The following is a 23165-nucleotide window of genomic DNA, read 5'->3' on the forward strand; positions in this document are numbered from 1 at the left end:
GGCGCGTGCTTAAGGTGCCTGCGTCTGCAGGGCAGGACGAGGGGGCTGGACCTGCGGACGCCGCACGAGCCGACGCCCGCGACACCCGAGGACCACCGATGCTTCCCCGAACCACCCGCACCGTCCGGACCGACCCCGGGACCGCCCGCCGCTCCCGCCTGGGTCGCACGCTCCCCGCGCTGGCGCTCGGCGTCACGGCGCTCGCGCTGGCCGTGCCCACGACCCTGCCCGCCACGGCGTCGCCCGGCGGCCCCGCCGCGGGCACGGGTGGCACCGCCGCCGCGGCGCCCGAGAAGAAGGTCGCGGCGGGCGGTCAGCACCTGACCGCCGACGCCCGCGCGGCCGGGCTCGAGGCCGGCAACGCCACGATGGGCTGGCGCGAACGCGGCACCGAGCGGACGCAGCTGCGTCAGCAGGGCGGCGGGCTGCTGCGCTACGGCGCGGCGTCCCGCTCGAGCACCAGCTCCTTCACGCCCGAGGGCGTGCTCGGCGTGGACGTGTCGAGCTACCAGGGCAAGCTCAAGTGGTCGACCTGGACCAAGAAGGACAAGGACTTCGCCTACATCAAGGCGACCGAGGGCAGCTCGTACAAGAACCCGTACTTCAAGAACCAGTACGGCGGTGCGAAGAAGGCGGGCATGATCCGCGGCGCCTACCACTTCGCGAACCCGGCGGGGAAGGCCGGCTACAAGCAGGCGCGCTACTTCGTGAAGAACGGCGGCGGGTGGAGCGCGGACGGCAAGACCCTGCCCGGCGTGCTCGACATCGAGTACAACCCGTACGGCTCGACCTGCTACGGCGTGAGCAAGAAGAAGATGGTCGCCTGGGTCTCGTCCTTCACCAAGGAGTACAAGAAGCTGACGGGCAAGGACGCCGTCATCTACACGACCACCGACTGGTGGAAGCAGTGCACGGGCAACTCAAGCAAGTTCGGCAAGACGAACCCGCTCTGGGTCGCCCGTTACGGGAGCAAGACCCCGGGGACCCTGCCGAAGGGGTGGAAGACCGCCACCTTCTGGCAGTACACGTCCAACCCCATCGACCAGGACGTCTTCCCGAGCAAGCTCAAGCGGCTCAAGGTCCTGGCCACCGAGAAGTAGGGCGGCCAGGAGGGGCGGACCCGGCTAGCTGACGTCCTCGTCGTCGTCGCTGGCCGTGCCCGCGAGCTCGGAGGGGTCGACGGTGCCCTCGGGGTCGTCCTCGACGGTCAGGTTGCCGATCGTCGACCCCGGGTCGACGGCGACCTGCGCCTCGGTGGTCTCGTCGGCAGGAACGTCGGGCTCCTGGTGGGCAGAAGTCATGGGTGCTCTCCTCGCTCTCGGACGGCGTCGGCCGCGGCGTCGGTTTACAGCGTAGGCAGATCCGTGGATCTGGTCGGCGACGTGGGGCTCGTCACGGCTGCACGCAGGCGCGTTAGTCGTTAATCTCGCACGAGGACGTCGGCGATCGGCTGGGGGGTTGGCGCCGGCGTCCGTAAGCTCGGGGGCTGCAGGGCCTGTCCTGGCGGGACCGTCTGCCAGGGTGGAGGCATGGACAGGGCAACGCTGTGACCGGCCGCTGGGTCGACCACGTCTTCTGGTGGCACGTCTACCCCCTCGGGTTCGTGGGGGCCGAGCGGGAGCTGGCGGACCTCGGCGACGACCGTGTGGAGCACCGGCTCGGGCGCCTCGAGGGCTGGCTCGACCATCTCGTCTCGCTCGGCTGCAACGGGCTGCTGCTGGCCCCGGTCTTCGCCTCCGCCAGCCACGGCTACGACACCGTCGACTACTTCCGGATCGACCCCCGCCTGGGCGACGACGCCGACTTCGACGCCCTGCTGACGGCCTGCCACGACCGCGGCGTACGGGTGCTGCTCGACGGCGTGTTCAACCACGCGGGACGTGACTTCCCGCCCGTCGCCGCCGCGCTGGCGGCCGGACCCGGCACGCCCGAGGCCGAGTGGGTCGCGAAGCTCTACGACAACGACGGCATGGTCACCGCCGAGTACTTCGAGGGACACGACACCCTCGTCACCCTGAACCACGGCTCCCCGCTCGTCCAGGACCTCGTCCGCGACGTGCTGCTGCACTGGCTGGGCCGCGGCGTCGACGGCTGGCGGCTCGACGCGGCGTACGCGGTCCCGCCGACCTTCTGGGCCGCGGTGCTCCCGGCCGTGCGCGAGCGGTTCCCCGACGCCTGGTTCGTCGGCGAGATGATCCACGGCGACTACGTGGGCTACGTCGAGCAGTCCGGCATCGACTCGGTCACCGAGTACGAGCTCTGGAAGGCCGTCTGGTCGTCGCTCGACACGGTCAACCTGCACGAGCTCGAGTGGACGCTCGGGCGGCACGCGGAGTTCGTCGAGCACTTCGTCCCGATGACCTTCGTCGGCAACCACGACACCACCCGCGTCGCGAGCCAGATCCACGACGAGCGGCACTGGTCGCACGCGGTCGCGCTGCTCGGCTTCCTGCCCGGGGTGCCCTGCGTCTACTACGGCGACGAGTTCGGGCTCGAGGCCGTCAAGGAGGACCGCCCGGACGGCGACGACGCGGTCCGGCCCTCGCTGCCGGCGGAGCGCGGCCAGTTCGACGACCCGCACCCCGAGGTCGAGGAGGTCTACCGCCGCGTGCTCGCGCTGCGTCGCCGGCACCCGTGGCTCGTCGACGCCGTGACCTCCACCGAGCAGGTCGCGAACGAGCACCTGCTCGTGCACGCCCGGGCCCGGCAGGGGGAGGGGGCGCTGACCCTGGCGCTCAACCTCGGCGACCAGCCGTACGGCGTCCCCGGCGGTGCGTCCGTGCTCGCCGCGGAGCCCGCGGTCCAGGGCGACGCGGTGGCCCCGCACGGCTGGGCCGTCCTCGAGGGCTGAGCGCCGGGACCGGCCCGTCCGCGGGCTGCGTCAGCGCAGCTGGTCCTCGAAGAAGTCGGCGGTCCGGTCCATCGCCCGGTCGAAGGTCCGCCCCTCGAAGGTGTGGTCGGCACCGGGGTAGACGTCCGAGCGGACGTCGACGTCGGCGTCCTCGAGGGCGTCGACCGTCTTCCTCGCCCAGCGGACCGGGCAGGTCCGGTCGGCGGCGCCGTGCTGGACCAGCACGGGTTCGGTGATCCGGTCGAAGGACGACCGCGCCGACGCCGCTCGCCAGAAGGCGGGCGCGTCGTCCGGCAGCCCGTAGGTCTTGGCGATCCTGCGGTTCGTGCCCCGGCGCTCGGGGTTGTCGGCGTACCAGCGCTCCCAGTTGTCCGCCTCGTCGGAGCTCACGGAGGCCCAGACGGCGGCCGCGTCGACCAGCCCGGGGGCCACGGCGAGGGCCCGGAGCGTGACGCCGCCGCCCATCGACCGGCCGAACCAGCCGACGTGGTCGGTGTCGAGGACGTCCCAGCCCGAGGCCTTGACCGCCTTCACCGCGTTGATCGTGTCGACGACGTACGGCAGCCGCAGGGCGTAGTCGGTCCCGTCTACCCCGCCGTCGTCGTCGCTGGAGCCGGCGTGGTTGCGGTAGTCGACGTGCAGCACCGCGAAGCCGCGGCGGGCGAGGACGTCCTGCTCGCGCGGCATGCCCTGCCCGGACCAGTAGGTGTCGGGGTCGATGTAGCCGTGGTTGAGCACGACCACGGGGAAGGGGCCCTTGCCGTCGGGCAGGTTCATGATCCCGGAGATCTTCTCGCCGTCCCCGCGGAAGGTGACCGCGTAGCGCTTGTAGCTGCCCTGGTCGCGCAGCAGCCGGCCCCGCCGCAGGTCGCGCCCGTCGTAGCGCTTCTCGACCAGCGCCTGCATGGAGACCGGGTGCGGCTTCTTCTTCTGCGCCGGCTTCTTCTCTGCCGGCTGCTTCTTCGGGACCGCCGTCGGGCTGGGGGAGGAGGTCGGGCCCGGTGTCGCCGCCGGGGCGCTCGTCGCGACCGGGCCGGGGACCTCGTCGGCCGGGCCGGCCGGCGCGTCCGGCTGCGCGCTGCACCCGGCGAGCACGGCCAGGAGGACGGCGAGCGCGATCGACGGGCGCTTCATCGGTTCAGTGTGGCGGGGCGGTCAACCGCGCGACGATCGCGTCGACCAGGGGGAGGTCGGGCTCGAGCCAGGCCAGGTCGTTGATCGAGACGGCGTCCACCCAGGCCACGGCGTCGTGCGCCTCGACCGCCTCCGGGATGCCCGTACGCGCCGTGCACCACCAGACCCGCATCACCAGGCCGGACGTGAGCGGCCACACCGAACCGGGGCCGGCCGGCGGGACGAGCTCCTCGCCGACGTCCACCGTGACCCCGAGCTCCTCCTCGAGCTCGCGGCGCAGCGCGTCCACCGGTTCCTCGCCCGGCTCGACCTTGCCGCCGGGCAGCTCCCAGCGACCGGCGAGGTGCTCGGGGCGGGTCCGCCGGGCGGCGAGCGCGCGGGAGGGTCGTTCGAGGTCGTCGACGAGCACAGCCGCGACGACGAGCTGGTCGGCCACCCCTGGAGTGTGGCAGCGATCCGGGCCCGCCCGCGAGCAGAACTCCGTGGCGGGGCGGCGCGTCGGGGAATAGCGTCGGGCGACGGCGGGTTCATCGCCGATGAGTTCAGCGCCCCGCACGGGTCATGAGCTCGACCCGCCACGGCAAGGACGCCGGACCCCGCAGCACCAGCACGACGAACGGATCCCCGTGACCGCCACGAGCACCCCGCCGGACCTGACCACCTCGACCCCTGCGACCGACGGTTCGGGGAACCGGGCGATCATCGCGATCCTGCTGGTCGCGACCTTCGTCGTGATCCTCAACGAGACGATCATGAGCGTCGCGCTGCCGAGCCTGATGAGGGACCTGGACGTCACCGCCCGTACGGGTCAGTGGCTCTCGACCGTCTTCCTGCTCACGCTCGCCGTCGTCATCCCGACCACCGGCTTCCTGCTGCAGCGGCTCACGACGCGCCAGGTCTTCGTCACGGCCATGATCCTGTTCAGCACGGGGACGCTGATCGCGGCCGTGTCGCCGGCGTTCTGGCTGCTGCTGCCCGCCCGTGTCGTGCAGGCGAGCGGCACGGCGATGATGCTGCCGCTGCTGATCACCACGATCCTGACGCTCGTCCCGGTCGAGCGCCGCGGCGCCGTGATGGGCACCGTGTCGATCGTCATCTCCGTGGCGCCGGCCATCGGGCCCACCGTCTCCGGCATCGTCCTGCACTTCTTCCCGTGGCGCTTCATGTTCATCCTCGTGCTGCCGATCGCGCTCGGCGTGCTCGCCTTCGGGGTCAAGAAGCTCAAGAACACGGGGACCCCCGGCGACGCCAAGCTCGACGTCGTCTCGGTCGTCCTGTCCGTGCCCGGGTTCGGTGGCATCGTCTACGGCCTCAGCCTCATCGGCGCCACGGGCCCGTTCGGGATCCCGGCGCTCGCCTTCGTCGGCGTCGGCGTCCTGGGTCTGGCCGCCTTCAGCTGGCGCCAGGTCCGGCTCTACCGCGCGGGCAACCCGCTGCTGGACCTGCGGGCCTTCCGGTTCGCCCCGTTCACCATCAGCGTGGCGCTGCTCTGCGTCGCGATGGTCGCGCTGTTCGGCATGATCATCCTGCTGCCGATCTACCTCCAGCAGGTCCGGGGGATCGGCGCGCTCGAGACCGGTCTGATGCTGCTGCCGGGCGGGCTCGTCATGGGTCTGCTGGGCCCGCAGGTCGGGAAGCTGTTCGACCGCCACGGTCCGCGTGGGCTGTCGCTCGTCGGCTCCGTCCTGCTGGTCGTGTCGATGTGGCGGCTCAGCCTCATCGACCTGGCGACGCCGATCTGGATGCTGATTGCGATCCACGTCCTGCTGTCGATCGGGCTGGCGTTCCTCTTCACGCCCGCCTTCACCACCGCCCTCAACCCGCTGCCGCCGCACCTCTACTCCCACGGCAGCGCGATCCTCAGCACGCTCCAGCAGGTGGCCGGAGCCGCCGGCACCGCGCTGCTGGTCGCCGTCTACGCCGGCCGGTCCGCGGCGCTCCAGGCGACCGGGGTCTCCGACGTCGACGCCTCGCTCCGGGGTATCCAGGTCGCGTTCGGGGTGGCCGCGCTGATCGCGATCGCCACCGTCGTCCTGGCGGCCTTCATGCACCAGACCAAGCCGGTCGAGGGCGCCGAGGCCACGCAGCACGGGGCGATCCACTGACCCGGGTCGCCGTCGTCACCGGTGCCGGCAGCGGCATCGGACGAGCCAGCGCCGTCGCCCTCGCCGACGCCGGCTGGCTCGTCGTCCTCGCAGGACGGCGTGAGGAGCCCCTGCAGGAGGTCGCCGGCCTGGGCGTCGACAGCCCGGGCGGCTTCGACGTCGTGCCGGCGGACGTGACGGACGAGGACGCCGTACGTCACCTGTTCGACGTCACCGTCGAGCGTCACGGCCGGGTCGACCTCCTCGTCAACAACGCCGGCCGCGGGGCGCCACCGACCGAGATCGACGAGATCGCGCTGGCCGACTGGCAGGCCGTGGTCGACGTGAACCTCACCGGGATGTTCCTGTGCCTGCGCGAGGCGTTCCGGGTGATGCGCCACCAGGACCCGTCCGGCGGACGCATCATCAACAACGGCTCGATCTCCGCCCACGCGCCCCGGCCCCGCTCGCTCGCCTACACGGCGACGAAGCACGCGGTCAGCGGACTCACCAAGCAGGTCCAGCTCGACGGCCGCCCGTACGGGATCTCCTGCGGCCAGATCGACATCGGCAACGCCGCCACGTCGATGGGCCACGGGGTCTCCCAGGGCGCCCTGCAGGCCGACGGCTCCACGCGGACCGAGCCGACGATGCCCGTCGACGACGTCGCCCGGGCGGTCGTGCTGATGGCCGACCTGGCACCCGGCAGCAACGTCGCCTCGCTCACCGTGCTGGCCACGGACATGCCGTTCGTCGGTCGGGGCTGACCCGCTGCCCTGTCGGACCCCCTGGGTAGGGTCCGGACCATGAGCACCCCGCACGAGCAGGCCACGACGGACGACGAGCAGACGATCGAGAAGCTGGTCGCGAAGGCGTCCATCGCCCTCGTCACCACCGTCGCCGAGGACGGCGCGCTCGTCAGCCGCCCGCTCGCGGTGCAGCAGCGCGAGTTCGACGGCGACCTCTGGTTCTTCACGGAGGACCCGTCGGCCAAGACCGACCAGGTCCGCGCGAACGACCAGGTGAACGTCGCGATCCAGGCCGGCCACGGCTGGCTCTCGATCAGCGGCCGCGGCAGCGTCAGCAAGGACCAGGCCAAGATCGACGAGCTCTGGAACACCGGCGCCGAGGCGTGGTTCGAGGGCGGTCGCGACGACCCCGCCGTCGCGCTGCTGCGCGTCGAGGCCGTCACGGCCGAGTACTGGACCTCGAAGGCCCCGATGGTCGTGACGCTGGCCAAGTACGCGAAGGCCGCCGTCACGGGCGGGCGTCCCAACGTGGGCGAGAGCAAGGTCGTCGAGCTCTGAGCCCGGTAACGACCACCGGCCCGCGCTCGATCCTGACGTCATGACGAGACGTCTTCCCGCCCTGCTCTCCGCCCTGGTCGGCCTCGGCGTCGCCGCCGCCTCCCTGACCCCCGTGGCGGCGCAGGCGGCCGTGGAGCCGGCACGTCCTGCCGTTCAAGCAGCTGCGGCCTCGTCGACCTTCGCCTACACGAACCACAAGGACTGGGCCACCGCGGTCTTCACCCAGATCAACGTGGAGCGCGCGAAGAACGGGCTCAGGGCGCTGCGCTGGTCGGACAAGCTGTCCCTGTCGGCGCACCGGCACAACCTGCAGATGGGGCAGCAGAACACGCTGAGCCACCAGCTGCCCGGCGAGGCGCCCCTCGGCGAGCGCGTGACGGTCTTCTACGCCTGGTCGGCCTGCGGGGAGAACATCGGCTGGAACGGCGCACGGACGCAGGCGGGTGCGCTGGCGCTCGAGACGGCGATGTACGAGGAGACCCCGCCGAACGACGGGCACCGGCGCAACATCCTCAGCACCTCGTTCGTCGACGTCGGCGTCGACGTGATCGACGACAGCACCCACGGTCGGCTCTGGCTGACGACCGACTTCGGGCGTCCGCGCTGAAGACCTGACGCCCGGTCAGGCGTTCTGGGCGAGCCAGCGACGGGCCCCCCGTGCCCGCACGGTTCCGCGCACGATGCGCACCAGCATCCAGGTGATGAGTCCCACGAAGAGGACGAGAGAGCCGAGGCTCGCGCCGCTCACGATGAGGCCGACGTACAGCAGGGTCAGGCCGAGGTAGGTCGGGACATATCTGCCCTCGACCATCATCTGACGGGCCGCGTCGGCGACGACCGCACGCCGTTCCTCCGGCACCGGTCGGCCTTCGGCAACCTGGCTGCGGAGCCATGAGCGGTCGCTCGCCGAGAGGAAGGCGTCGGGCGTGACGAAGGGCCGCGCGGCGCCCGCGGTCCTGACGGCTCCGACGATGACGAGGACGAGGGCGACTCCCATCAGGGCGAAGCTGCCCCACAGCACGGGGAGGCTCACCGACCACAGGCCGTCGAGGTCAGGGTCGAGCAGCGGGTTGATCAGGAAGAAGGTGCCGAGCACTGCGGCGCCGCCCAGACAGAACCCCAGGGCCCGGCGGAGGAAGAGCCGCCGCCGTCGGGCGGCGAGGTCGCCGACCAGCAGCTGCTTCATCGCTACGGCGCGTGCATCGGCCCAGGCATCTCGGGCCACGGCGGTCATGGGAGCAGCATGACGCCTGCGGAGGTCGTGCGGGCCTGTCACCCCTCCGCACTACGGTGACCCTCGTGGACCAGCCCTTCGACCCGGAGCTGTGGGAGCCGGTCGCCGGCTTCGAGCTGACCGACGTGACCTACCACCGCTCCCGCCGGTCGCCGGTCGTCCGGGTCGCGTTCGACCGGCCGGAGGTGCGCAACGCGTTCCGCCCGCACACCGTCGACGAGCTCGTGGCCGTGCTCGACCACGCGCGGACGTCCTCCGACGTCGGCTGCGTCCTGCTCACCGGCAACGGGCCGTCGCCCAAGGACGGCGGGTGGGCGTTCTGCAGCGGCGGGGACCAGCGGATCCGCGGCCGCTCCGGCTACACGTACGCCGACGACGAGGCGCCCGCCGCGGTCGACCCGGCGAAGCAGGGCCGGCTGCACATCCTCGAGGTGCAGCGGCTGGTGCGGTTCATGCCCAAGGTCGTCATCGCCCTCGTCGGCGGCTGGGCGGCCGGCGGAGGGCACAGCCTGCACGTGGTCTGCGACCTGACGCTGGCGAGCGCGGAGCACGCGCGGTTCAAGCAGACCGACGCCGACGTGGGCTCCTTCGACGGCGGCTTCGGCTCGGCCTATCTCGCCCGCCAGGTCGGGCAGAAGTTCGCGCGCGAGATCTTCTTCCTCGGCGACACCTACGACGCCGAGGCCGCGCACCGGATGGGCATGGTCAACGCCGTCGTCCCGCACGCCGACCTGGAACGCGTCGGGCTGGACTGGGCGGAGAAGGTCTGCCGCAAGAGCCCGACGGCGCAGCGGATGCTCAAGTACGCCTTCAACGCCGTCGACGACGGGCTCGTGGGCCAGCAGCTCTTCGCCGGCGAGGCCACGCGGCTGGCGTACATGACCGACGAGGCCGTCGAGGGCCGGGACGCCTTCCTGGAAAAGCGCGCGCCCGACTGGTCGCCGTTCCCTTACTACTACTGAGCGAGCCGATGACCGAGCCGACGACCGACCCGGGCAGCGTGCCCGACGCGTACGACCCGTGGTTCCTGGCCACGCCGCTCCCGCTGCCGGGCGTGCCGGCCGGCGTGGAGACCGTGACGCTGCCGTTCACGCACTTCACCGTCGTGCTGCAGCCCGACCGGCGCCTGGCCCTGGTGACCGCTGCGAACCTCGACGGCGCCCGGCTGCTCGAGATCGACCGCGGCGACGACTGGCACCTCGACCCGCGGGTCCCCGCCGAGGCGCAGACGGGCCCCGAGGTCTACGCGGACAACGACCTGGACCGCGGGCACCTGACCCGGCGGCGCGACCCGGTGTGGGGGGAGCGGGCGGTCGCCGAGCGCGCGAACGTCGACACGTTCAGCTACGTCAACGCCGCGCCGCAGGCCGCGCTGTTCAACCAGGGCGAGCTGCTCTGGGCCGGGCTCGAGGACTACGTGCTCGAGCACGCCCGGACGTACGCCCAGCGCCTGACCGTGCTGACCGCCCCGGTCTTCGGCGACGACGACCCGCTCTACCGCGGGACGCGCATCCCGCGGCGGTTCTGGAAGGTGGTGGCCTGGAACGACGGCGACGAGACCGACCCGGTCCTCGCCGCGACGGCGTACGTGCTCGACCAGTCGGAGCAGCTCGAGCGCCTGGACCTGTCCGGCCGGGCGGAGGCGACGGCGCCGGACCTCGGGGCCTACCTGACCTTCCAGGTCCCGGTGGCCGACGTGGCCGCGCTCACCGGGCTCGACCTCGGCCCGCTCGTGGCCGCTGACCGGTTGCCGACCACGACGGTCGCCCCGATGGAGACGCGCTGGGTGCGGCTCGAGCGCGTCCGCGACGTCACCCTCTGACGGGGCGAGAAGCTCAGACCACGCCGTAGAGCCGGTCGCCGGCGTCGCCGAGCCCGGGGACGATGTAGCCCTTCTCGTTGAGCCGGTCGTCGACGCCGGCGAGCACGAGGTTGCAGGGGACCTTGAGGTCGTCGAGCAGCGCGGAGAGGCGTTCGATGCCCTCCGGGGCGGCGAGCAGGCAGATGCAGGTGATGTGGTCGGCGCCGCGGTCGACGAGGAACCGCACCGCGGCGGCCAGGGTGCCGCCGGTGGCGAGCATCGGGTCCAGCACGTAGCACTGGCGCCCGGACAGGTCCTCGGGCAGCCGCTCGGCGTAGGTCGAGGCCTGCAGCGTCTCCTCGTCGCGGACCATCCCGACGAACCCGACCTCCGCGGTCGGCACGAGGCGGACCATGCCCTCGAGCATGCCGAGCCCGGCGCGCAGGATCGGCACCACGAGGGGCTTCGGCAGGGCGAGCCGGACGCCGTGGGCGGGAGACACCGGCGTGGTCACGGTGACCGGGGTGACGCGCACCTCGCGGGTCGCCTCGTACGCCAGCAGGGTCACGAGCTCCTCGGTCAGCCGCCGGAACGTCGGCGAGTCGGTCTGCTCGTCCCGCAGGACGGTGAGCTTGTGTGCGACGAGGGGATGGTCGATGACCGTGGTGTCCACGGCGGCCACGCTAGCGGCAGGCGCGGCGGGGCCGTGGCCGGAGGGACACGGTTGGGTGCCGTCTGACACCATGTGGCACCGGACCGGCACCCCGGTCCGTCGGTAGGGAGGGGCGGGTCATGCCAGAGTTCGACGGCGAGGAGTACGTGTCGTTCGACGAGGCGGACAAGCCGGGATCAGCGGCCGCGGTGCCCGACGCCGACGACCCGGACGACTCCGACCCCGACGACGACCTCGAGGACGCGGCGGAGGACGAGATCGACTACGTCCTCGCCGCCTACCGCGAGGACGGCCAGCTCCGCGTCCAGGCGCTCGAGCTCGACCTGGCCAACGACCTCGACGCCCTGATCGAGCAGCTGCGCCGCCTGCCCGGCGACGCCGGCTCCCTGGGGTTCGTGAGCCTGGTCGAGGAGGTGTTCGTCATCGTGCGCGTCCGCGGTCAGCACGTGCAGGCGCTCCTCTCGGACTCCGCCGCTGCGAGCGACTGGCCGATCGCCCACGACGTCCTGGACTTCCTGGGCGAGGACGTGGACGAGCCGGAGGACGACGAGGACGGCGAGCTGGTCGGCGACCTCGACATGCTGGCCGACCTCGGGCTGAGCGAGTTCGAGCTCGGGACGATCGTCGACGACCTCGACCTCAGCAGCGACCAGATGCTCGGCGCGATCGCCGACCGGATCAACATCAACCCCGAGTTCGCGCAGGCCACCGAGGCGGCCTTCCAGGACTGACGGTCCCTCACGTGCCCGGGGGCCGGTGGGACGCGGCCATGCGCCGCGCCCTGGACGAGGCGCAGCGGGTGCGTGCGGCCGGTGACGTCCCCGTCGGGGCGGTGCTGCTCGACCCCCGCGGCGAGGTCGTGGCCGCGGCCGGCAACGAGCGGGAGGCGAGCCAGGACCCGACGGCCCACGCCGAGGTCCTCGTGCTGCGCCGGGCGGCCGCGGCGACGGGCACCTGGCGCCTCGACGGCCACACCCTGGTCGTGACGCTCGAGCCCTGCACGATGTGCGCCGGGGCCCTGGTCCTGGCCCGCGTCGAGCGCTGCGTGTTCGGGGCGTACGACCCCAAGGCCGGCGCCGTCGCCTCGCTCTTCGACGTGCTGCGCGACCCCCGGCTGAACCACCGGGTCGACGTCCGCGGCGGCGTCCTCGAGGCGGAGTGCTCGGAGGTCCTGCTCGACTTCTTCGCCGGGCACCGCACGGATGGGCAGGATTAGCGTCGCCCCGGCGCGCCCGGTACTCTCTTCGGCGGTGGCGTGTCTGAGCGGCCTAAAGAGCGCGCCTCGAAAGCGCGTGAAGTGAAAACTTCCGAGAGTTCAAATCTCTCCGCCACCGCCAGTCGTCGAGAGATCGACGAGCAGCGCCGGTCCCCCTCGGGTGGCCGGCGCTGCGGCGTCTCAGGCGCCGGTGACGTCCTTCGCCGCGTTCTCGGCCACGAGCTCGACCGCGGCGATCCCCTTCTTCTGGGTCGCCCCGCCGTCGGACAGGGCGGCGACCAGCAGCGGGTGCCCCTCGTGCTCGACCTTGCCCACGCTCGTCACGACCCACCCGCCGGTCCGCGGGAGCCAGCCGTTCTTGACGTACGCGTCGGTGTCGCTTCGTGAGTCGGCGGCCGTGACGCCCCAGTCCTGGTCGGTGGCCACGCCGCCCATGAGGGTCTGCAGGTAGGTCCGCGACTCGGGGGTCAGCGGCGAGTCCTCGGTGAACACGACCTGCAGCAGCCGCAGCTGGTCGGCCGTCGTGGTGGTCGTCGCGCCCCAGCGGCCCTTCGTGCCGCCGGTGGTGCCGGTCAGGCCGAACGTCGCGTTGGCCGCGGCGAGGCCCTTCTCCCGGCCGATCGCCTTCCACAGCGTGGTGGCGGCGCCGTTGCTGCTCTGCCGGATCATCCGTGACGCCACCTCGCGCTGCGCGCTGCTCAGCTTGCCCTGCTTCTGCAGGAGCAGCGTGGCGAGGATGTCGACCTTGACGACGCTCGCCGTCGCGAAGGCGTGGTCGGTGTCGCCGTACGCGGTCGTCCGTCCGGTCTGCAGGTCGGTCACGACCACGGCCAGGCGGCCGGACTCCCGGGCGTGCCAGTCCTCGACCGCGTCGGCCACCACGGTGGCCGGGGGCGGGGGCGGGACGGCGGCCGGGGCGGCGGCGGGTGCCGCGGCCGGGGCGGCCGACGGCGGGGCGTCGGGCCGGTCCACCAGGTGCACGACGAGGTTCACGAGCGCGACGAGGACCAGCAGGATCGTCAGGGCACGGAGCCGCCGGAAGGCGAGCGGGGGGTACGGCCGTGGGGCCGTCCGCACGGACATGACCGCACCGTAGGGCCGGTCGTGCACCGAGGCCGGGATTGGCCGCCGGGGCGGTGTGTCGTCTCGTTCGTTTCCTGCCCGTAGCCCGGGTCCGGGAGGATGGCGCCCATGATCGACCTCGACGTCATCCTGCTCGTGGGTGCCGTCGTGCTCATCGTCGCCATCCTGGCGGCCCGGCTGGGCTCCGGCTTCGGGCTCCCGTCGCTGCTGCTGTTCCTCGGCCTCGGCATGCTGCTCGGCACGGACGGCATCGGCGGCGTGGCCTTCGACGACGCCGACCTGGCGCACGCGGTCGGCTTCGCGGCCCTCGTCCTGATCCTCGCCGAGGGCGGCCTGACGACCAAGTGGTCGGAGATCAGACCCGTGGTCGGGCCCGCCGTGGTGCTCGCCACCCTCGGCATCGTCGTGAGCGTCGCGCTGGTGACGGCCTTCGGCTACTACGTCCTGCAGCTCGACCTCTGGGTGGCGGTGCTGCTCGGTGCCGTCATCTCCCCGACCGACGCGGCGGCCGTCTTCTCCGTGCTGCGGCACGTGCCGATCCCGCACCGCCTCCGCGGGATGCTCGAGGCCGAGTCCGGGCTGAACGACGCTCCGACCGTCCTGCTCGTCACCCTGGCCAGCGGGCTGGCCGCCGGCCACGCGGCCGAGGGCGGGCCGGGGCTGATCGCCCTGCTGGCCGTGCTCGAGCTGCTCGGCGGCCTCGTCATCGGCGCCGTGATGGGCTGGCTCGGCGTCCAGATCCTGCGCCGCGTGGCGCTGCCGTCGTCCGGCCTCTACCCGCTGACCACGCTGGGCTGGGCGGTGCTGGCGTACGGGATCACGGCGACCGCGCACGCCAGCGGGTTCGCCGCGGTCTACGTCTGCGCGGTCATCCTCGGCAACGCGCAGCTGCCGCACCGGGCGGCGACGCGGTCGTTCGTGGAGGGCATCGGCTGGATCGCCCAGATCGGGCTGTTCGTCATGCTGGGGCTCCTCGCGACGCCGAGCCGGGTGACGCTGCAGGCCGCCATGGTCGGGGTCGCGGCGGGGCTGTTCGTCACCTTCGTCGCGCGGCCGCTGTCGGTGTGGGTCTGCCTGCGCTGGTTCAGGGTGCGGCTGCGGGAGCAGGCGTTCCTGTCGTGGGCCGGGCTGCGGGGCGCGGTGCCGATCGTCCTGGCCACGGTGCCGCTGGCCGACGGCATCGAGAACGGGCTGTTCTTCTTCGACGTCGTCCTGGTCTTCGTCGTCGTCTTCACCTGCCTCCAGGCGCCGACGCTGCCCTTCCTCGCCCGCCGCCTCGGGCTGACCGACGAGCAGGCCCCGCGCGACGTGGAGGTCGAGGCGGCGCCGCTCGACCAGATCGCCGCCGACCTCCTGCAGGTCCGGGTTCCGGAACGCTCCCGGCTCGCAGGGATCGAGGTGAGCGAGCTGCGGCTGCCGCCGAACACGGTCGTGTCCCTGATCATCCGCAACGCCTCACCGTTCAACCCGGCGCCGGGCGAGCGCATCAAGATCGGGGACGAGCTGCTGATCGTCACGCCGACGAGCACGCGGCAGGTCGCCGAGGACCGCCTGCACGAGCTCGGCCGGGCCGGGCGTCTCGCGCGCTGGCGCCGCGAGCCGAAGGCCTGAGCTTCGCGTCAGTGAGGCGTCAGGCGGGGGTCGCGGAGGCGGAGGCCGTCTCCACGGAGGGCAGGCAGAGGCTGTCGGCGTCCACCGAGAGCGTCTTCTTCGCGTTCTTGTTGTAGCCCGCGTACTTGTTGCCGACGAGCACGTCGACCGTGTGGTCGGCCCGGCCGTCCGCCCGTACGGTGGCGCCCTTGAAGAAGCTCTTGGTGAGCAGCACCTCGGGGTCGCGCTCGCCGGAGCCGACGATGACGGTCTCGCTGATCTTCTCGATCGTGTTCGTCGTGCCCGTCACCTTGAAGCCGCTGCTGCGCATGGCGCGGCCGACGTTCGCGGCGAGACCGCGGCTGTTGCCGCCGTTGAACACCTTGACGTAGACCTGCTTGGTCGCCAGCTGGCGCTTGGGCAGGGTCTGCTCGACGCAGGGCGTCGGTGGCGGCGGGGGCACGGGGGCGATCACGTTGGTGTAGCCCCAGTAGGCCGCGTACACGAGCGCCGCCAGCAGGACGAGCAACGTGACCGGCGTCCGGATGACCCGGAAGATCCGTCCGATCAACGCAGCGAGCTCCTTGCCGTGTCGCGACGAGGGTGCACCGGTGCACCTCGTCGGGGAGACCGTGGCCGCCCGTACATGCGCGCGAAGCCTAACCCGCGCAGGCGGCGGCCAGGTCGGCCCGGCGCGTCGTCGACGTCACCGGAGCTCCAGCACCCGGGCGTGCATCGTCTGGCGCTGCTGCAGCGCGGCGCGCAGGGCGCGGTGCAGGCCGTCCTCCAGGTAGTACTCGCCCCGCCAGGACACGACGTGGGCGAAGAGGTCGCCGTAGAAGGTGGAGTCCTCCTCGAGGAGCGCCTCCAGGTCGAGCGTGCGCTTGGTCGTGACGAGCTGGTCCAGCCGCACCTGGTGCGGCGCGATGGCCGCCCACTGCTTCTGGACGTAGCTGTGGTCGGGGTATGGCCGCACGTCCCCGACCCGCTTGAAAATCACCTGGTCAGCCTAGCCAACGAACGGGGGGAGACCCTGGAGGGACATCGTTACGATTCGGTCTATGAGCGATGCCGCCGGCTACGTCCCCCCGACCGCGGCCGCGCCCGCTGCCGCCACCCCGAGCCCCGCCGCCGCCCCGGCACCCGTGCCCCCGGCCCCGCTGACCGCGGACGGGGAGGTCATCGCGAAGGGCTACACCTTCGACGAGCCGTCGATCCAGCTCGGCGTCCTGATGGAGGACGACACCCCCAAGCCCGACGCGCAGATCCGCATCCCGCTCAGCATGCTGAACCGCCACGGCCTGGTCGCGGGGGCCACCGGCACGGGCAAGACCAAGACGCTGCAGCTGATGGCCGAGCAGATCTCCGCCGCAGGCGTGCCCGTCTTCGCCGCCGACATCAAGGGCGACCTCTCCGGCATCGCCTCGGCCGGCCAGCCGAGCGACAAGCTGCTCGCGCGGACGGCGAAGCTCGGCCAGGACTGGCACCCGCAGGGCTGCCCGACCGAGTTCTTCTCGCTCGGCGGCCAGGGCATCGGCGTCCCGCTGCGGGCGACGATGAGCTCCTTCGGGCCGACCCTGCTGTCGAAGGTGCTCGGGCTGAACGACGTGCAGGAGTCGTCGCTGGGCCTGGTCTTCCACTACGCCGACACGGCGGGTCTCCCGCTGCTCGACCTGAAGGACCTGCGCGCCGTCCTCACCCACCTGACCAGCGACGAGGGCAAGGGCGAGCTCAAGTCGATCGGCGGGCTCAGCGCCGCGACGGTCGGCGTCATCCTGCGCTCGCTGATCACCTTCTCCGACCAGGGGGCGGACGCGTTCTTCGGGGAGCCGGAGTTCGACACCGCCGACCTGCTGCGCGTGACCGCCGACGGGCGCGGGGTCGTGTCGCTGCTCGAGCTGCCCAACCTGCAGGACCGGCCGGCGATCTTCTCGACCTTCCTCATGTGGCTGCTGGCCGACCTGTTCCACGACCTGCCCGAGGTCGGCGACGTGGAGAAGCCCAAGCTGGTCTTCTTCTTCGACGAGGCGCACCTGCTGTTCGCCGACGCGTCGAAGGCGTTCCTCACCGCGATCGCGCAGACCGTACGGCTGATCCGCTCCAAGGGCGTCGGCATCTTCTTCGTGACCCAGACGCCCAAGGACGTCCCCGACGACGTGCTGGCCCAGCTCGGCTCGCGCGTCCAGCACCAGCTGCGGGCGCACACGCCGAACGACGCGAAGGCGCTGAAGCAGACGGTCGCGACCTTCCCGAGGTCGGCGTACGACCTGGCCGAGGTCCTGCAGCAGCTGGGCATCGGCGAGGCGGTCGTGACGGTGATGGACCCCGACGGCGCGCCGACACCGGTGGCCTGGACGCGGATGATCGCGCCGCAGTCGCTGATGGCGCCGACGCCGGAGGACGTCCTGAAGCCGGGGGTGGCGATGTCGGCGCTGATGACGAAGTACGGGCAGGCCGTCGACCGCGACTCGGCGCAGGAGATGCTCGCCCGGAAGCTCGAGCAGGGCGCGGCGACCGCGGCGCAGGAGCGGGAGCGGGCCGAGGAGGCGGAGCGGGCCGCCGAGGCCGCCAGGGCCGCCCAGCAGCAGGAGCGCCAGGACCGGCAGGAGCGGCCGGCGCCGCGCGCCGCTCCGCGGACGTCCACCCGGCAGCAGAAGGGGATGGTCGAGCAGATCGCCGGCTCGACGGTGTTCCGACAGTTCGCGCGGTCGGCCGGGCGGGAGATCGTGCGCGGCCTGTTCGGGGCGGCGCGTCGGCGCTGACCCGGACTCGAGAACCCTGTGCCCCGGGCCTGGTGACCAGGCCCGGGGCACTCCCGGGTAGCGGGTTCAGCGGGCCCCGGCGAGGAGCCGGGGGAGCCGGGGGACCCGGCGGAGCAGACCGCGGCGAGGCCGCGGTCCGGGTCGTGGCGGTGGTTCGGGTGGCCAAGGCAGGTTGCGCCGGCCACGGGGGCCGAGCTGGTCGTACGAGCTGAGGGGCAGACCGGGGCTGCCGAGGCTCGCGAGCGGGACGTGCTGGTGCATGGGAGTTCCTTCGGGTGGCGCGCAGAGGCGCGCGGGGACCGACCGTGGGCAGGCAGGAGCCGCCGGGGTCGTACGGGTGGCGGGGCGACCTCGTCCGAGTCGCAGGCGTCGCGGCTCAGGGCCGCGGGTGACCGGCCGTCAGTCTCGGCGGGAGCCGCCGAGGAAGGACCGGGACAGGTGGTCGACGCACGCGTCGCGCAGAGCCGTCATCCAGGGTCACCTCCTCGCTCGGGTCGGCGTCGTTCTCGACGTCGATGAGGACACTAGGAGGTCGCTCCGGCGGGCGGCAACGGGTTTTTCCGGCGCCGTAAGGGCACACGACGACGAGGATCCGGCACCGACGTCGGTGCCGGATCCTCAGGGTTGTCGTCGGGGGTGCGGTCGCTAGAGCGCGACGCCGAACCAGAACAGCGCGAACTCGCGGTAGAAGCGCAGGCCGATCGCGGCCACGACCACGAGGTACCAGACCGCGGTGACGGTGACCGCGTAAGGGCGCAGGCGGGCGCCGAGAGGCTGCAGACCGCTCCCGAGCCGGCCGGTGGCGGCGTTCTCGAGGGTGACGACCACGACCAGCGGGATCGTCACGGTCCAGACGAGCATGCACCACAGGCAGAGCGCGCCGATGACGTAGAGGCTCTGGGTCTGCAGCCAGGTGATGAAGACGGCGGCGAGCAGCACGCCGACCTGCAGGCCCCGGTGGTACCAGCGGGGCAGGGCGGCGCCGGTGGCCCGGACCGCCCCGGTCGTCAGGACGAGCGTGAAACCGATGATGCCGAGCAGCGGGTTCGGGAAGCCGAAGAGCGCCCCGGCCTTGGACTGCATCACCGGGCCGCAGGCGATGAACGGGCTGAGGTTGCAGGCCAGCTGGGCCGAAGGGTCCTCGAGCAGCCGGAACCGGTCGATGGTCAGCATCATCGCGGCGACGAGGCCGAGGGTGCCGACGACGACCATCAGCACCCCGGTGCGCCGGCCGGGCGCCCCGGCCGACCTCGGGGTGTCGAGGTCGGCGGGGTCGTCCGTCAGGGTGGTGGCGGTGTCCTCAGGCACTGGCGAGGGAGTTCACGCGGTCGGCCAGGGCCTGGCCCGAGAGCGTGTCGGTCTTCTGCCCGTCGATGAACATCGTCGGCGTGCCCGAGACGTCGGCCTTGGCCGACGCCGCCGTGTTCGCGGTGATCCAATTGCGGTAGGTGCCGTCGGTGACGCACTTCTGCGTCGCGTCGCCACCGCCGTTCGCCGCCGCGAAGCTGGCCAGGTCGCTCGCCCCCCAGCCGTCCGTCTGCGCCGAGTGGTTGGCGTAGAGGGCGGCGTTGAAGGCCGGCCAGGCGTTCGGGTCGTGCACGGCCATGCAGGCGGAGGCGCTGCCGGCCTCGGTGCCGTAGTCGGTCACGATCTGGATGTTGTGGTAGACCACCGCGAGCTTGCCGGCGGCGACCAGCCCGTCGATCGTGCCGTTGTTGGTCGCCTCGAACTCCTGGCAGTGCGGGCAGGAGTAGTCCACCCAGAGGTCCATCGTGACCTTGGCGTCGGCCGCACCGACGCGGACGCCGGTCGCGGTGTCGTCGCCGCCGCCGATCGCGAACGGCACGGACGTCCCGCCGACCGTGGTGCTGCCGGAGGCCACCGGCGTGCTGCCGGCGGCGGGGACCTGGTCGCGCCGGCCGAGGACGACGGCGGTGGCGATGATGGCGATCACGACGACGGCCACGCCGCCGACGATCGCGAGCTGGGTGAGGGTGCGACGACGCTTGGCGCGGGCCGCGGCCGCCTGCGCGGCGGCGCGGGCCTGGCGCCGACGGTCCTCGACCGCGGGGTCCGGACGCTTGGCCATCTCAGTCCTCCTGCTGCTTGTTGAGGGCGCTCGCGCGCCGGTTGAGCCGGATCGCCGCCACGATGGCGATCACGCCGGCGGCGATCCAGCCCCACGACGGGATGAGCGGCTCGCGCCGAGGAGCCTCGGCCGGTGCCGCGGTGGCGGCGGGCGTGGGTGCCGCCGCCGAGGGCGAGCCCCCGGCCGCAGCGGCCTGCGCCGTGAAGGCGAGCGTCCCGGAGGCCGGGTGCCCGTCGTCGGACGCCACGCGCCACTCGACCGTGTAACGACCGGCGGGCGCCGAGGGTTGCACGTCCTGGACGACGTCGGCGCTGGCGACGCGCGGGGCCCCGGTGGAGACCACGCCGTCGGGGCCGGTGACGACGACCTGGGCGCCGAGCTCGACGGGCGCCTCCTCGAAGGTCAGGACGACCTGGGCGGGCGGCTGGGCGAGGGTGGCGCCGTCGGCCGGGTTGCTGGAGCGGAGGTCGCCGTGCGCGTACGCGGGCGCGGCGCCCCCGGCGAGGGCGAGGCCGGCCGCGAGCGCGGCGAGGGCCGTGGTCAGCAGGGCGGGAGGACGGGAGGGTGGTGCGCTGGAACGGGTCACGGGAGTCCTTCGACGAAGCGGAGAGCCCGCGCGGGTGCGCAGGCGGGCACGGCCACGAGGCCGTACGGGTGCTAGGCGAAGGAGAGCGGTGGTCCGCGGGTGAGACGCGGTCGGTGCGGCCGGAGGAGTGGGACCCGGGTCGGGGCGGGCGTGTCGAGGCGGCGGGCCCGGCGGATGCTGGGCCGGGCGGCGGGGGAGACGTGGGCGGCCCGGACGACGCGGTCGGCGAGGCGCCAGCACCAGGCCTCGCCGCGGGCGAGCAGCCAGGCGGTGCCGAGGGTGGCGACGGCGTGCCCGACGAACATCGGCCAGGCGTAGCCCATCGGGCCCATGCCGTGGCTGGGCATGCAGGTGAGGACGGTCATCGCGTGGTGCGCGGCCTGGACGGGGGTGCAGCCCCCGGCGGCCGCGGCGGCCGTGTCGAACAGGACGTGCAGCGCCACCTGCTGCGGGACGAGGGCGGCCATCAGCACCGGCAGCCGCACCCGGCGCCGGGTCAGCAGCACGGCGACGAGCCCGAGGACGAACACCGCGAACCCGAGCACGCCGGGCCCGGGGAGGGTGCCGCCGCCGGACAGGTGGGCCGCGGTGGCGAGCAGCAGCGAACCGCCGCCGAGGAGCGCGACGCGGGCCGCACGACCGGGGCCGTGGAGCGGGCGGGGTCCGACGCGGGCCGGGGTCACGCCTCCGGACGCCGTTCGGGCGTCAGGGCGGCGAGCCGGGCGTTGTAGGCCTTGAGCTCCGCGTCGTCGTCGCGGTCGGCCTGGCGGTCGAGCCGCTTGCTCGTCTGCCGGTCGCTCCGGATCCAGCCCACGAGCAGGGCCACGCCGAGCATCAGCGACGGCAGGTCGCCGGCCCCCCAGGCGATCCCGCCGCCGCGCTGCTGGTCGGCGAGCAGCGCCACGGTGTCGGTCCTGCCGAGCGAGGCCCACCACTGCGGGGCCAGCAGCTTGGCGCCGGACATCAGGGCGATGCCGAAGAAGGCGTGGAAGGCCAGCGTCATCAGCAGGATGAGCAGGCGGAACGGGTACGGCGGCCGCTCGGGCCCGGGGTCGAGCCCCACGAGCGCCCACACGAAGAGGTATCCCGTGAGCAGGAAGTGGGCCGTCATGATCACGTGGCCGGTGTGCGTCGAGAGCGCCAGGTAGAACAGCGGCGTGTAGTAGAAGACGGTCAGGCCGCCGGTGAAGATCACGGCCGCCACCACCGGGTTGCCGGTGACCCGGGCGAAGCGGGAGTGCACCAGCCGGAGCAGGGTCTCGCGCGGGCCGAGGCTGTGGTCCTTGCGGGCGGGCAGCGCCCGAAGCGCGAGGGTGATGGGCGCCCCGAACACCAGCAGGAAGGGCACCGCGACCATCAGCGCCATGTGCTGGACCATGTGCAGGCTGAAGCCGAGTCGCCCGTACGCGCCCGGCCCGCCGTTCGTGACCCAGGCCAGCATCAGGCAGCCCAGGGCCCAGAAGAGCAGGCGCTGCACGGGCCAGCGGTCCCCGCGCCGGGCCAGGCGGACCACGCCGGCGACGTAGAGGCCGAGCATCCCGAGAGCGACGACGAGCCAGAGGATGTCCGGGCTGAAGACGGTGAGGTAGCGCTCGAGCGTGAACGGCGGCGGCGCCGGGTGGCCGAGCAGCGTCCCGATCCGCTCCACCTCCGACGCAGGGGCGGTGTCGGTCTCGGGCACCGGGGTCGCCGAGCGCGACAGCGCCACCGCGAGGCCGACCGTGGCGCCCATGACGACCAGCTCGACGGCGGCGATCCGCGCGAAGGCCGACGGGTCCGACCCGAGCCGGGGGATGGTGCGACGGCGGTGGGCCCAGCCGGCCACGCCGAGCAGCCCGAGGGCCACGACCTTGCCCAGCACCAGGAACCCGTACGTGGTGCCGAGCGCGGAGAACGACCCAAGGCGGAGCGCGGCGTTGACGACGCCGGACAGGGCGACCAGCGCGAAGCAGGCGCCCGCGAGGGTGGAGTAGCGCCGCACGACGGCGTCCCGCTGCGCACCGAGCCGGCCGCCGACCAGCACCAGCGCGATCAGGCCGCCGACCCACAGCACCGCGCCGACCAGGTGCAGCGCGAGGCTGTCGACGGCGTTCATGTGGTTGGCCGCGCCGGCGGAGTGCCCGCCGAGCGACAGCGGCAGCACGGCGAGCAGCGCGATCGCGCCCGCCCAGGCGACGGCGACCACGCGCGTCGCGAGCGCGCTGACGACGGTCGCGAGCAGGACGAGCAGCAGGCTGACCAGCAGCGCCCGGCCCAGCTCGAGCTGCGAGGTGAAGGAGAAGAAGACGACGCTGAAGCCGGACGTCGTGGGCGGGAAGCCCGACACGTCGGCCGCGGTCAGGACGAGGACCACGAGGGCCGCCCCGGCCCAGACGAGGCCGCTGACCGTCGCGGCCCGGACCATCAGCCGGCGGGGCCCGGCCAGGCTGTCCGCGGACTTGCCCGGGTCGGGCGCGACGGCCCAGGCGGCGAGCACCAGCAGGCCGACGGTGGCGGAGGCGGCGACGTCGTGGACGGCGCGGGCGGCGGGCAGCCCGTAGCGGGTCAGCGCGCCGGGGTCGAGCAGCCCGCCGGTGGGGGCCGACAGCGCCCCGCCGACGCCGAGCAGAACGAGCGAGACCGCGACCGCCACGGCACCCGCGGAGACGAGGACGAGGCGTCCGGGGACGGCTCGTCCCTCCGCGTGCACCGCGACCTCCGGTGCGGTCGTCGTGGCCACCCAGCCAGTGTAGGAACTGCGCGCCGTAGCCTCTCG

General features: G+C 73.0%; 25 protein-coding genes and 1 tRNA gene. 13 read left to right on the top strand and 13 right to left on the bottom strand.

Annotated elements, in window-relative coordinates; genetic code table 11:
• The first annotated feature begins 98 nt into the window (after nucleotides 1–98).
• Complete coding sequence (locus tag ABD665_RS12840) at nucleotides 99–1100, top strand: GH25 family lysozyme (RefSeq protein ID WP_344742429.1); 1002 nt, start codon at nucleotides 99–101, stop codon at nucleotides 1098–1100.
• A 24-nt stretch (nucleotides 1101–1124) separates the two neighbouring features.
• Here the strand turns inward: ABD665_RS12840 and ABD665_RS12845 are convergent, their stop codons facing one another.
• Nucleotides 1125–1301: a hypothetical protein gene (locus ABD665_RS12845; RefSeq protein ID WP_204910301.1), complete on the bottom strand. Its 177-nt coding sequence runs from the start codon at nucleotides 1299–1301 to the stop codon at nucleotides 1125–1127.
• Nucleotides 1302–1546: 245 nt separating this feature from the next.
• On the opposite strand from ABD665_RS12845, the gene ABD665_RS12850 reads away from it, so the two are divergent.
• On the top strand, nucleotides 1547–2851 hold the full coding sequence (locus tag ABD665_RS12850) for an alpha-amylase family glycosyl hydrolase (RefSeq protein ID WP_204910300.1): 1305 nt from the start codon (nucleotides 1547–1549) through the stop codon (nucleotides 2849–2851).
• Between the two features lie 30 nt (nucleotides 2852–2881).
• Here ABD665_RS12850 and ABD665_RS12855 read toward each other — a convergent pair whose 3' ends face one another.
• Nucleotides 2882–3985, bottom strand: coding sequence for an alpha/beta fold hydrolase (locus ABD665_RS12855; protein WP_204910299.1), 1104 nt, complete (start codon nucleotides 3983–3985; stop codon nucleotides 2882–2884).
• Nucleotides 3986–3989: 4 nt separating this feature from the next.
• Complete coding sequence (locus ABD665_RS12860; protein WP_344742430.1) at nucleotides 3990–4421, bottom strand: (deoxy)nucleoside triphosphate pyrophosphohydrolase; 432 nt, start codon at nucleotides 4419–4421, stop codon at nucleotides 3990–3992.
• Nucleotides 4422–4611: 190 nt separating this feature from the next.
• Between ABD665_RS12860 and ABD665_RS12865 the strand changes: the two genes are divergently transcribed.
• Genes ABD665_RS12865 through ABD665_RS12880 form a run of 4 tightly spaced genes read left to right on the top strand, consistent with a single transcriptional unit; the run spans nucleotide 4612 to nucleotide 7983 of the window.
• Nucleotides 4612–6090, top strand: coding sequence for an MDR family MFS transporter (locus ABD665_RS12865; RefSeq protein ID WP_344742431.1), 1479 nt, complete (start codon nucleotides 4612–4614; stop codon nucleotides 6088–6090).
• A complete protein-coding gene (locus tag ABD665_RS12870; protein WP_204913676.1) occupies nucleotides 6087–6836 on the top strand; it encodes an SDR family NAD(P)-dependent oxidoreductase in 750 nt (249 codons plus the stop codon). Before ABD665_RS12865 ends, ABD665_RS12870 begins: the two co-directional genes overlap by 4 nt.
• Nucleotides 6837–6875: 39 nt before the next feature.
• Nucleotides 6876–7376: a pyridoxamine 5'-phosphate oxidase family protein gene (locus ABD665_RS12875; RefSeq protein ID WP_204910297.1), complete on the top strand. Its 501-nt coding sequence runs from the start codon at nucleotides 6876–6878 to the stop codon at nucleotides 7374–7376.
• 40 nt (nucleotides 7377–7416) lie between these two features.
• Nucleotides 7417–7983 carry a CAP domain-containing protein gene (locus ABD665_RS12880; protein ID WP_204910296.1) on the top strand — a complete coding sequence of 189 codons (567 nt, stop codon included), beginning with the start codon at nucleotides 7417–7419 and terminating at the stop codon, nucleotides 7981–7983.
• Nucleotides 7984–7998: 15 nt separating this feature from the next.
• On the opposite strand, the gene ABD665_RS12885 is transcribed toward ABD665_RS12880, so the two are convergent.
• Nucleotides 7999–8610 carry a hypothetical protein gene (locus tag ABD665_RS12885; RefSeq protein WP_204910295.1) on the bottom strand — a complete coding sequence of 204 codons (612 nt, stop codon included), beginning with the start codon at nucleotides 8608–8610 and terminating at the stop codon, nucleotides 7999–8001.
• Between the two features lie 65 nt (nucleotides 8611–8675).
• Between ABD665_RS12885 and ABD665_RS12890 the strand changes: the two genes are divergently transcribed.
• Nucleotides 8676–9572, top strand: a complete 897-nt coding sequence (locus tag ABD665_RS12890) for a 1,4-dihydroxy-2-naphthoyl-CoA synthase (protein ID WP_204910294.1) — start codon at nucleotides 8676–8678, stop codon at nucleotides 9570–9572.
• A gap of 8 nt (nucleotides 9573–9580) precedes the next feature.
• Nucleotides 9581–10432 (top strand): DNA/RNA non-specific endonuclease, encoded by an 852-nt coding sequence (locus ABD665_RS12895; RefSeq protein ID WP_204910293.1) that lies wholly within the window; start codon nucleotides 9581–9583, stop codon nucleotides 10430–10432.
• A 13-nt stretch (nucleotides 10433–10445) separates the two neighbouring features.
• On the opposite strand, the gene upp is transcribed toward ABD665_RS12895, so the two are convergent.
• Nucleotides 10446–11084 (bottom strand): uracil phosphoribosyltransferase, encoded by a 639-nt coding sequence (gene upp, locus ABD665_RS12900; protein WP_204910292.1) that lies wholly within the window; start codon nucleotides 11082–11084, stop codon nucleotides 10446–10448.
• 119 nt (nucleotides 11085–11203) lie between these two features.
• On the opposite strand from upp, the gene ABD665_RS12905 reads away from it, so the two are divergent.
• The 3 genes from ABD665_RS12905 (at nucleotide 11204) to ABD665_RS12915 (ending at nucleotide 12421) form a co-directional block, all read left to right on the top strand.
• Nucleotides 11204–11815 (top strand): tRNA adenosine deaminase-associated protein, encoded by a 612-nt coding sequence (locus tag ABD665_RS12905; protein WP_204910291.1) that lies wholly within the window; start codon nucleotides 11204–11206, stop codon nucleotides 11813–11815.
• Between the two features lie 38 nt (nucleotides 11816–11853).
• A complete protein-coding gene (gene tadA / locus ABD665_RS12910) occupies nucleotides 11854–12300 on the top strand; it encodes a tRNA adenosine(34) deaminase TadA (protein WP_204913675.1) in 447 nt (148 codons plus the stop codon).
• A 33-nt stretch (nucleotides 12301–12333) separates the two neighbouring features.
• A tRNA-Ser gene (locus ABD665_RS12915) sits at nucleotides 12334–12421 on the top strand.
• Between the two features lie 59 nt (nucleotides 12422–12480).
• Here ABD665_RS12915 and ABD665_RS12920 read toward each other — a convergent pair.
• Nucleotides 12481–13383: a serine hydrolase gene (locus tag ABD665_RS12920; protein ID WP_204910290.1), complete on the bottom strand. Its 903-nt coding sequence runs from the start codon at nucleotides 13381–13383 to the stop codon at nucleotides 12481–12483.
• Nucleotides 13384–13482: 99 nt separating this feature from the next.
• Here ABD665_RS12920 and ABD665_RS12925 point away from each other — a divergent pair, with 99 nt between their 5' ends.
• The gene (locus ABD665_RS12925; protein ID WP_425562161.1) at nucleotides 13483–14994 is read left to right on the top strand and encodes a potassium/proton antiporter; all 1512 of its coding nucleotides are present in this window, start codon (nucleotides 13483–13485) and stop codon (nucleotides 14992–14994) included.
• 19 nt (nucleotides 14995–15013) lie between these two features.
• On the opposite strand, the gene ABD665_RS12930 is transcribed toward ABD665_RS12925, so the two are convergent.
• Together ABD665_RS12930 and ABD665_RS12935 are read right to left on the bottom strand one after the other, a co-directional pair.
• The gene (locus ABD665_RS12930) at nucleotides 15014–15544 is read right to left on the bottom strand and encodes a LytR C-terminal domain-containing protein (RefSeq protein ID WP_204910288.1); all 531 of its coding nucleotides are present in this window, start codon (nucleotides 15542–15544) and stop codon (nucleotides 15014–15016) included.
• 135 nt (nucleotides 15545–15679) lie between these two features.
• Nucleotides 15680–15973, bottom strand: a complete 294-nt coding sequence (locus tag ABD665_RS12935; protein WP_204910287.1) for a type II toxin-antitoxin system VapB family antitoxin — start codon at nucleotides 15971–15973, stop codon at nucleotides 15680–15682.
• 61 nt (nucleotides 15974–16034) lie between these two features.
• Between ABD665_RS12935 and ABD665_RS12940 the strand changes: the two genes are divergently transcribed.
• Nucleotides 16035–17735, top strand: coding sequence for a helicase HerA-like domain-containing protein (locus tag ABD665_RS12940; RefSeq protein WP_204910286.1), 1701 nt, complete (start codon nucleotides 16035–16037; stop codon nucleotides 17733–17735).
• Between the two features lie 645 nt (nucleotides 17736–18380).
• On the opposite strand, the gene ABD665_RS12945 is transcribed toward ABD665_RS12940, so the two are convergent.
• From ABD665_RS12945 to ABD665_RS12965, 5 genes are all read right to left on the bottom strand, one after another.
• On the bottom strand, nucleotides 18381–19043 hold the full coding sequence (locus ABD665_RS12945; protein ID WP_204910285.1) for a vitamin K epoxide reductase family protein: 663 nt from the start codon (nucleotides 19041–19043) through the stop codon (nucleotides 18381–18383).
• Entirely contained in the window at nucleotides 19036–19824 is a 789-nt protein-coding gene (locus ABD665_RS12950; protein ID WP_204910284.1) for a thioredoxin domain-containing protein, read from the bottom strand. The genes ABD665_RS12945 and ABD665_RS12950 overlap by 8 nt, the downstream gene beginning before the upstream one ends.
• Before the next feature lies 1 nt (nucleotide 19825).
• Entirely contained in the window at nucleotides 19826–20410 is a 585-nt protein-coding gene (locus ABD665_RS12955) for a copper resistance protein CopC (RefSeq protein ID WP_204910283.1), read from the bottom strand.
• 71 nt (nucleotides 20411–20481) lie between these two features.
• Nucleotides 20482–21093: a hypothetical protein gene (locus ABD665_RS12960; protein WP_204910282.1), complete on the bottom strand. Its 612-nt coding sequence runs from the start codon at nucleotides 21091–21093 to the stop codon at nucleotides 20482–20484.
• Nucleotides 21090–23129: a cytochrome c oxidase assembly protein gene (locus ABD665_RS12965; protein WP_204910281.1), complete on the bottom strand. Its 2040-nt coding sequence runs from the start codon at nucleotides 23127–23129 to the stop codon at nucleotides 21090–21092. Before ABD665_RS12965 ends, ABD665_RS12960 begins: the two co-directional genes overlap by 4 nt.
• Between the last annotated feature and the right edge of the window lie 36 nt (nucleotides 23130–23165).

Origin of the sequence: Microlunatus spumicola (genome assembly GCF_039536445.1) — a bacterium.
Lineage (GTDB): Bacteria > Actinomycetota > Actinomycetes > Propionibacteriales > Propionibacteriaceae > Microlunatus > Microlunatus spumicola.

Bases quoted from the DNA above. Each gene is read 5' to 3' on its own strand.
- ABD665_RS12840 (WP_344742429.1), top strand. From the start codon at position 99: ATGCTTCCCCGAACCACCCGCACCGTCCGGACCGACCCCGGGACCGCC.
- ABD665_RS12950 (WP_204910284.1), bottom strand. From the start codon at position 19,824: ATGGCCAAGCGTCCGGACCCCGCGGTCGAGGACCGTCGGCGCCAGGCC.
- ABD665_RS12845 (WP_204910301.1), bottom strand. From the start codon at position 1,301: ATGACTTCTGCCCACCAGGAGCCCGACGTTCCTGCCGACGAGACCACC.
- ABD665_RS12880 (WP_204910296.1), top strand. From the start codon at position 7,417: ATGACGAGACGTCTTCCCGCCCTGCTCTCCGCCCTGGTCGGCCTCGGC.
- ABD665_RS12905 (WP_204910291.1), top strand. From the start codon at position 11,204: ATGCCAGAGTTCGACGGCGAGGAGTACGTGTCGTTCGACGAGGCGGAC.
- ABD665_RS12920 (WP_204910290.1), bottom strand. From the start codon at position 13,383: ATGTCCGTGCGGACGGCCCCACGGCCGTACCCCCCGCTCGCCTTCCGG.
- ABD665_RS12940 (WP_204910286.1), top strand. From the start codon at position 16,035: ATGAGCGATGCCGCCGGCTACGTCCCCCCGACCGCGGCCGCGCCCGCT.
- ABD665_RS12875 (WP_204910297.1), top strand. From the start codon at position 6,876: ATGAGCACCCCGCACGAGCAGGCCACGACGGACGACGAGCAGACGATC.
- ABD665_RS12855 (WP_204910299.1), bottom strand. From the start codon at position 3,985: ATGAAGCGCCCGTCGATCGCGCTCGCCGTCCTCCTGGCCGTGCTCGCC.
- ABD665_RS12885 (WP_204910295.1), bottom strand. From the start codon at position 8,610: ATGACCGCCGTGGCCCGAGATGCCTGGGCCGATGCACGCGCCGTAGCG.
- ABD665_RS12895 (WP_204910293.1), top strand. From the start codon at position 9,581: ATGACCGAGCCGACGACCGACCCGGGCAGCGTGCCCGACGCGTACGAC.
- ABD665_RS12925 (WP_425562161.1), top strand. From the start codon at position 13,483: ATGGCGCCCATGATCGACCTCGACGTCATCCTGCTCGTGGGTGCCGTC.
- tadA (WP_204913675.1), top strand. From the start codon at position 11,854: ATGCGCCGCGCCCTGGACGAGGCGCAGCGGGTGCGTGCGGCCGGTGAC.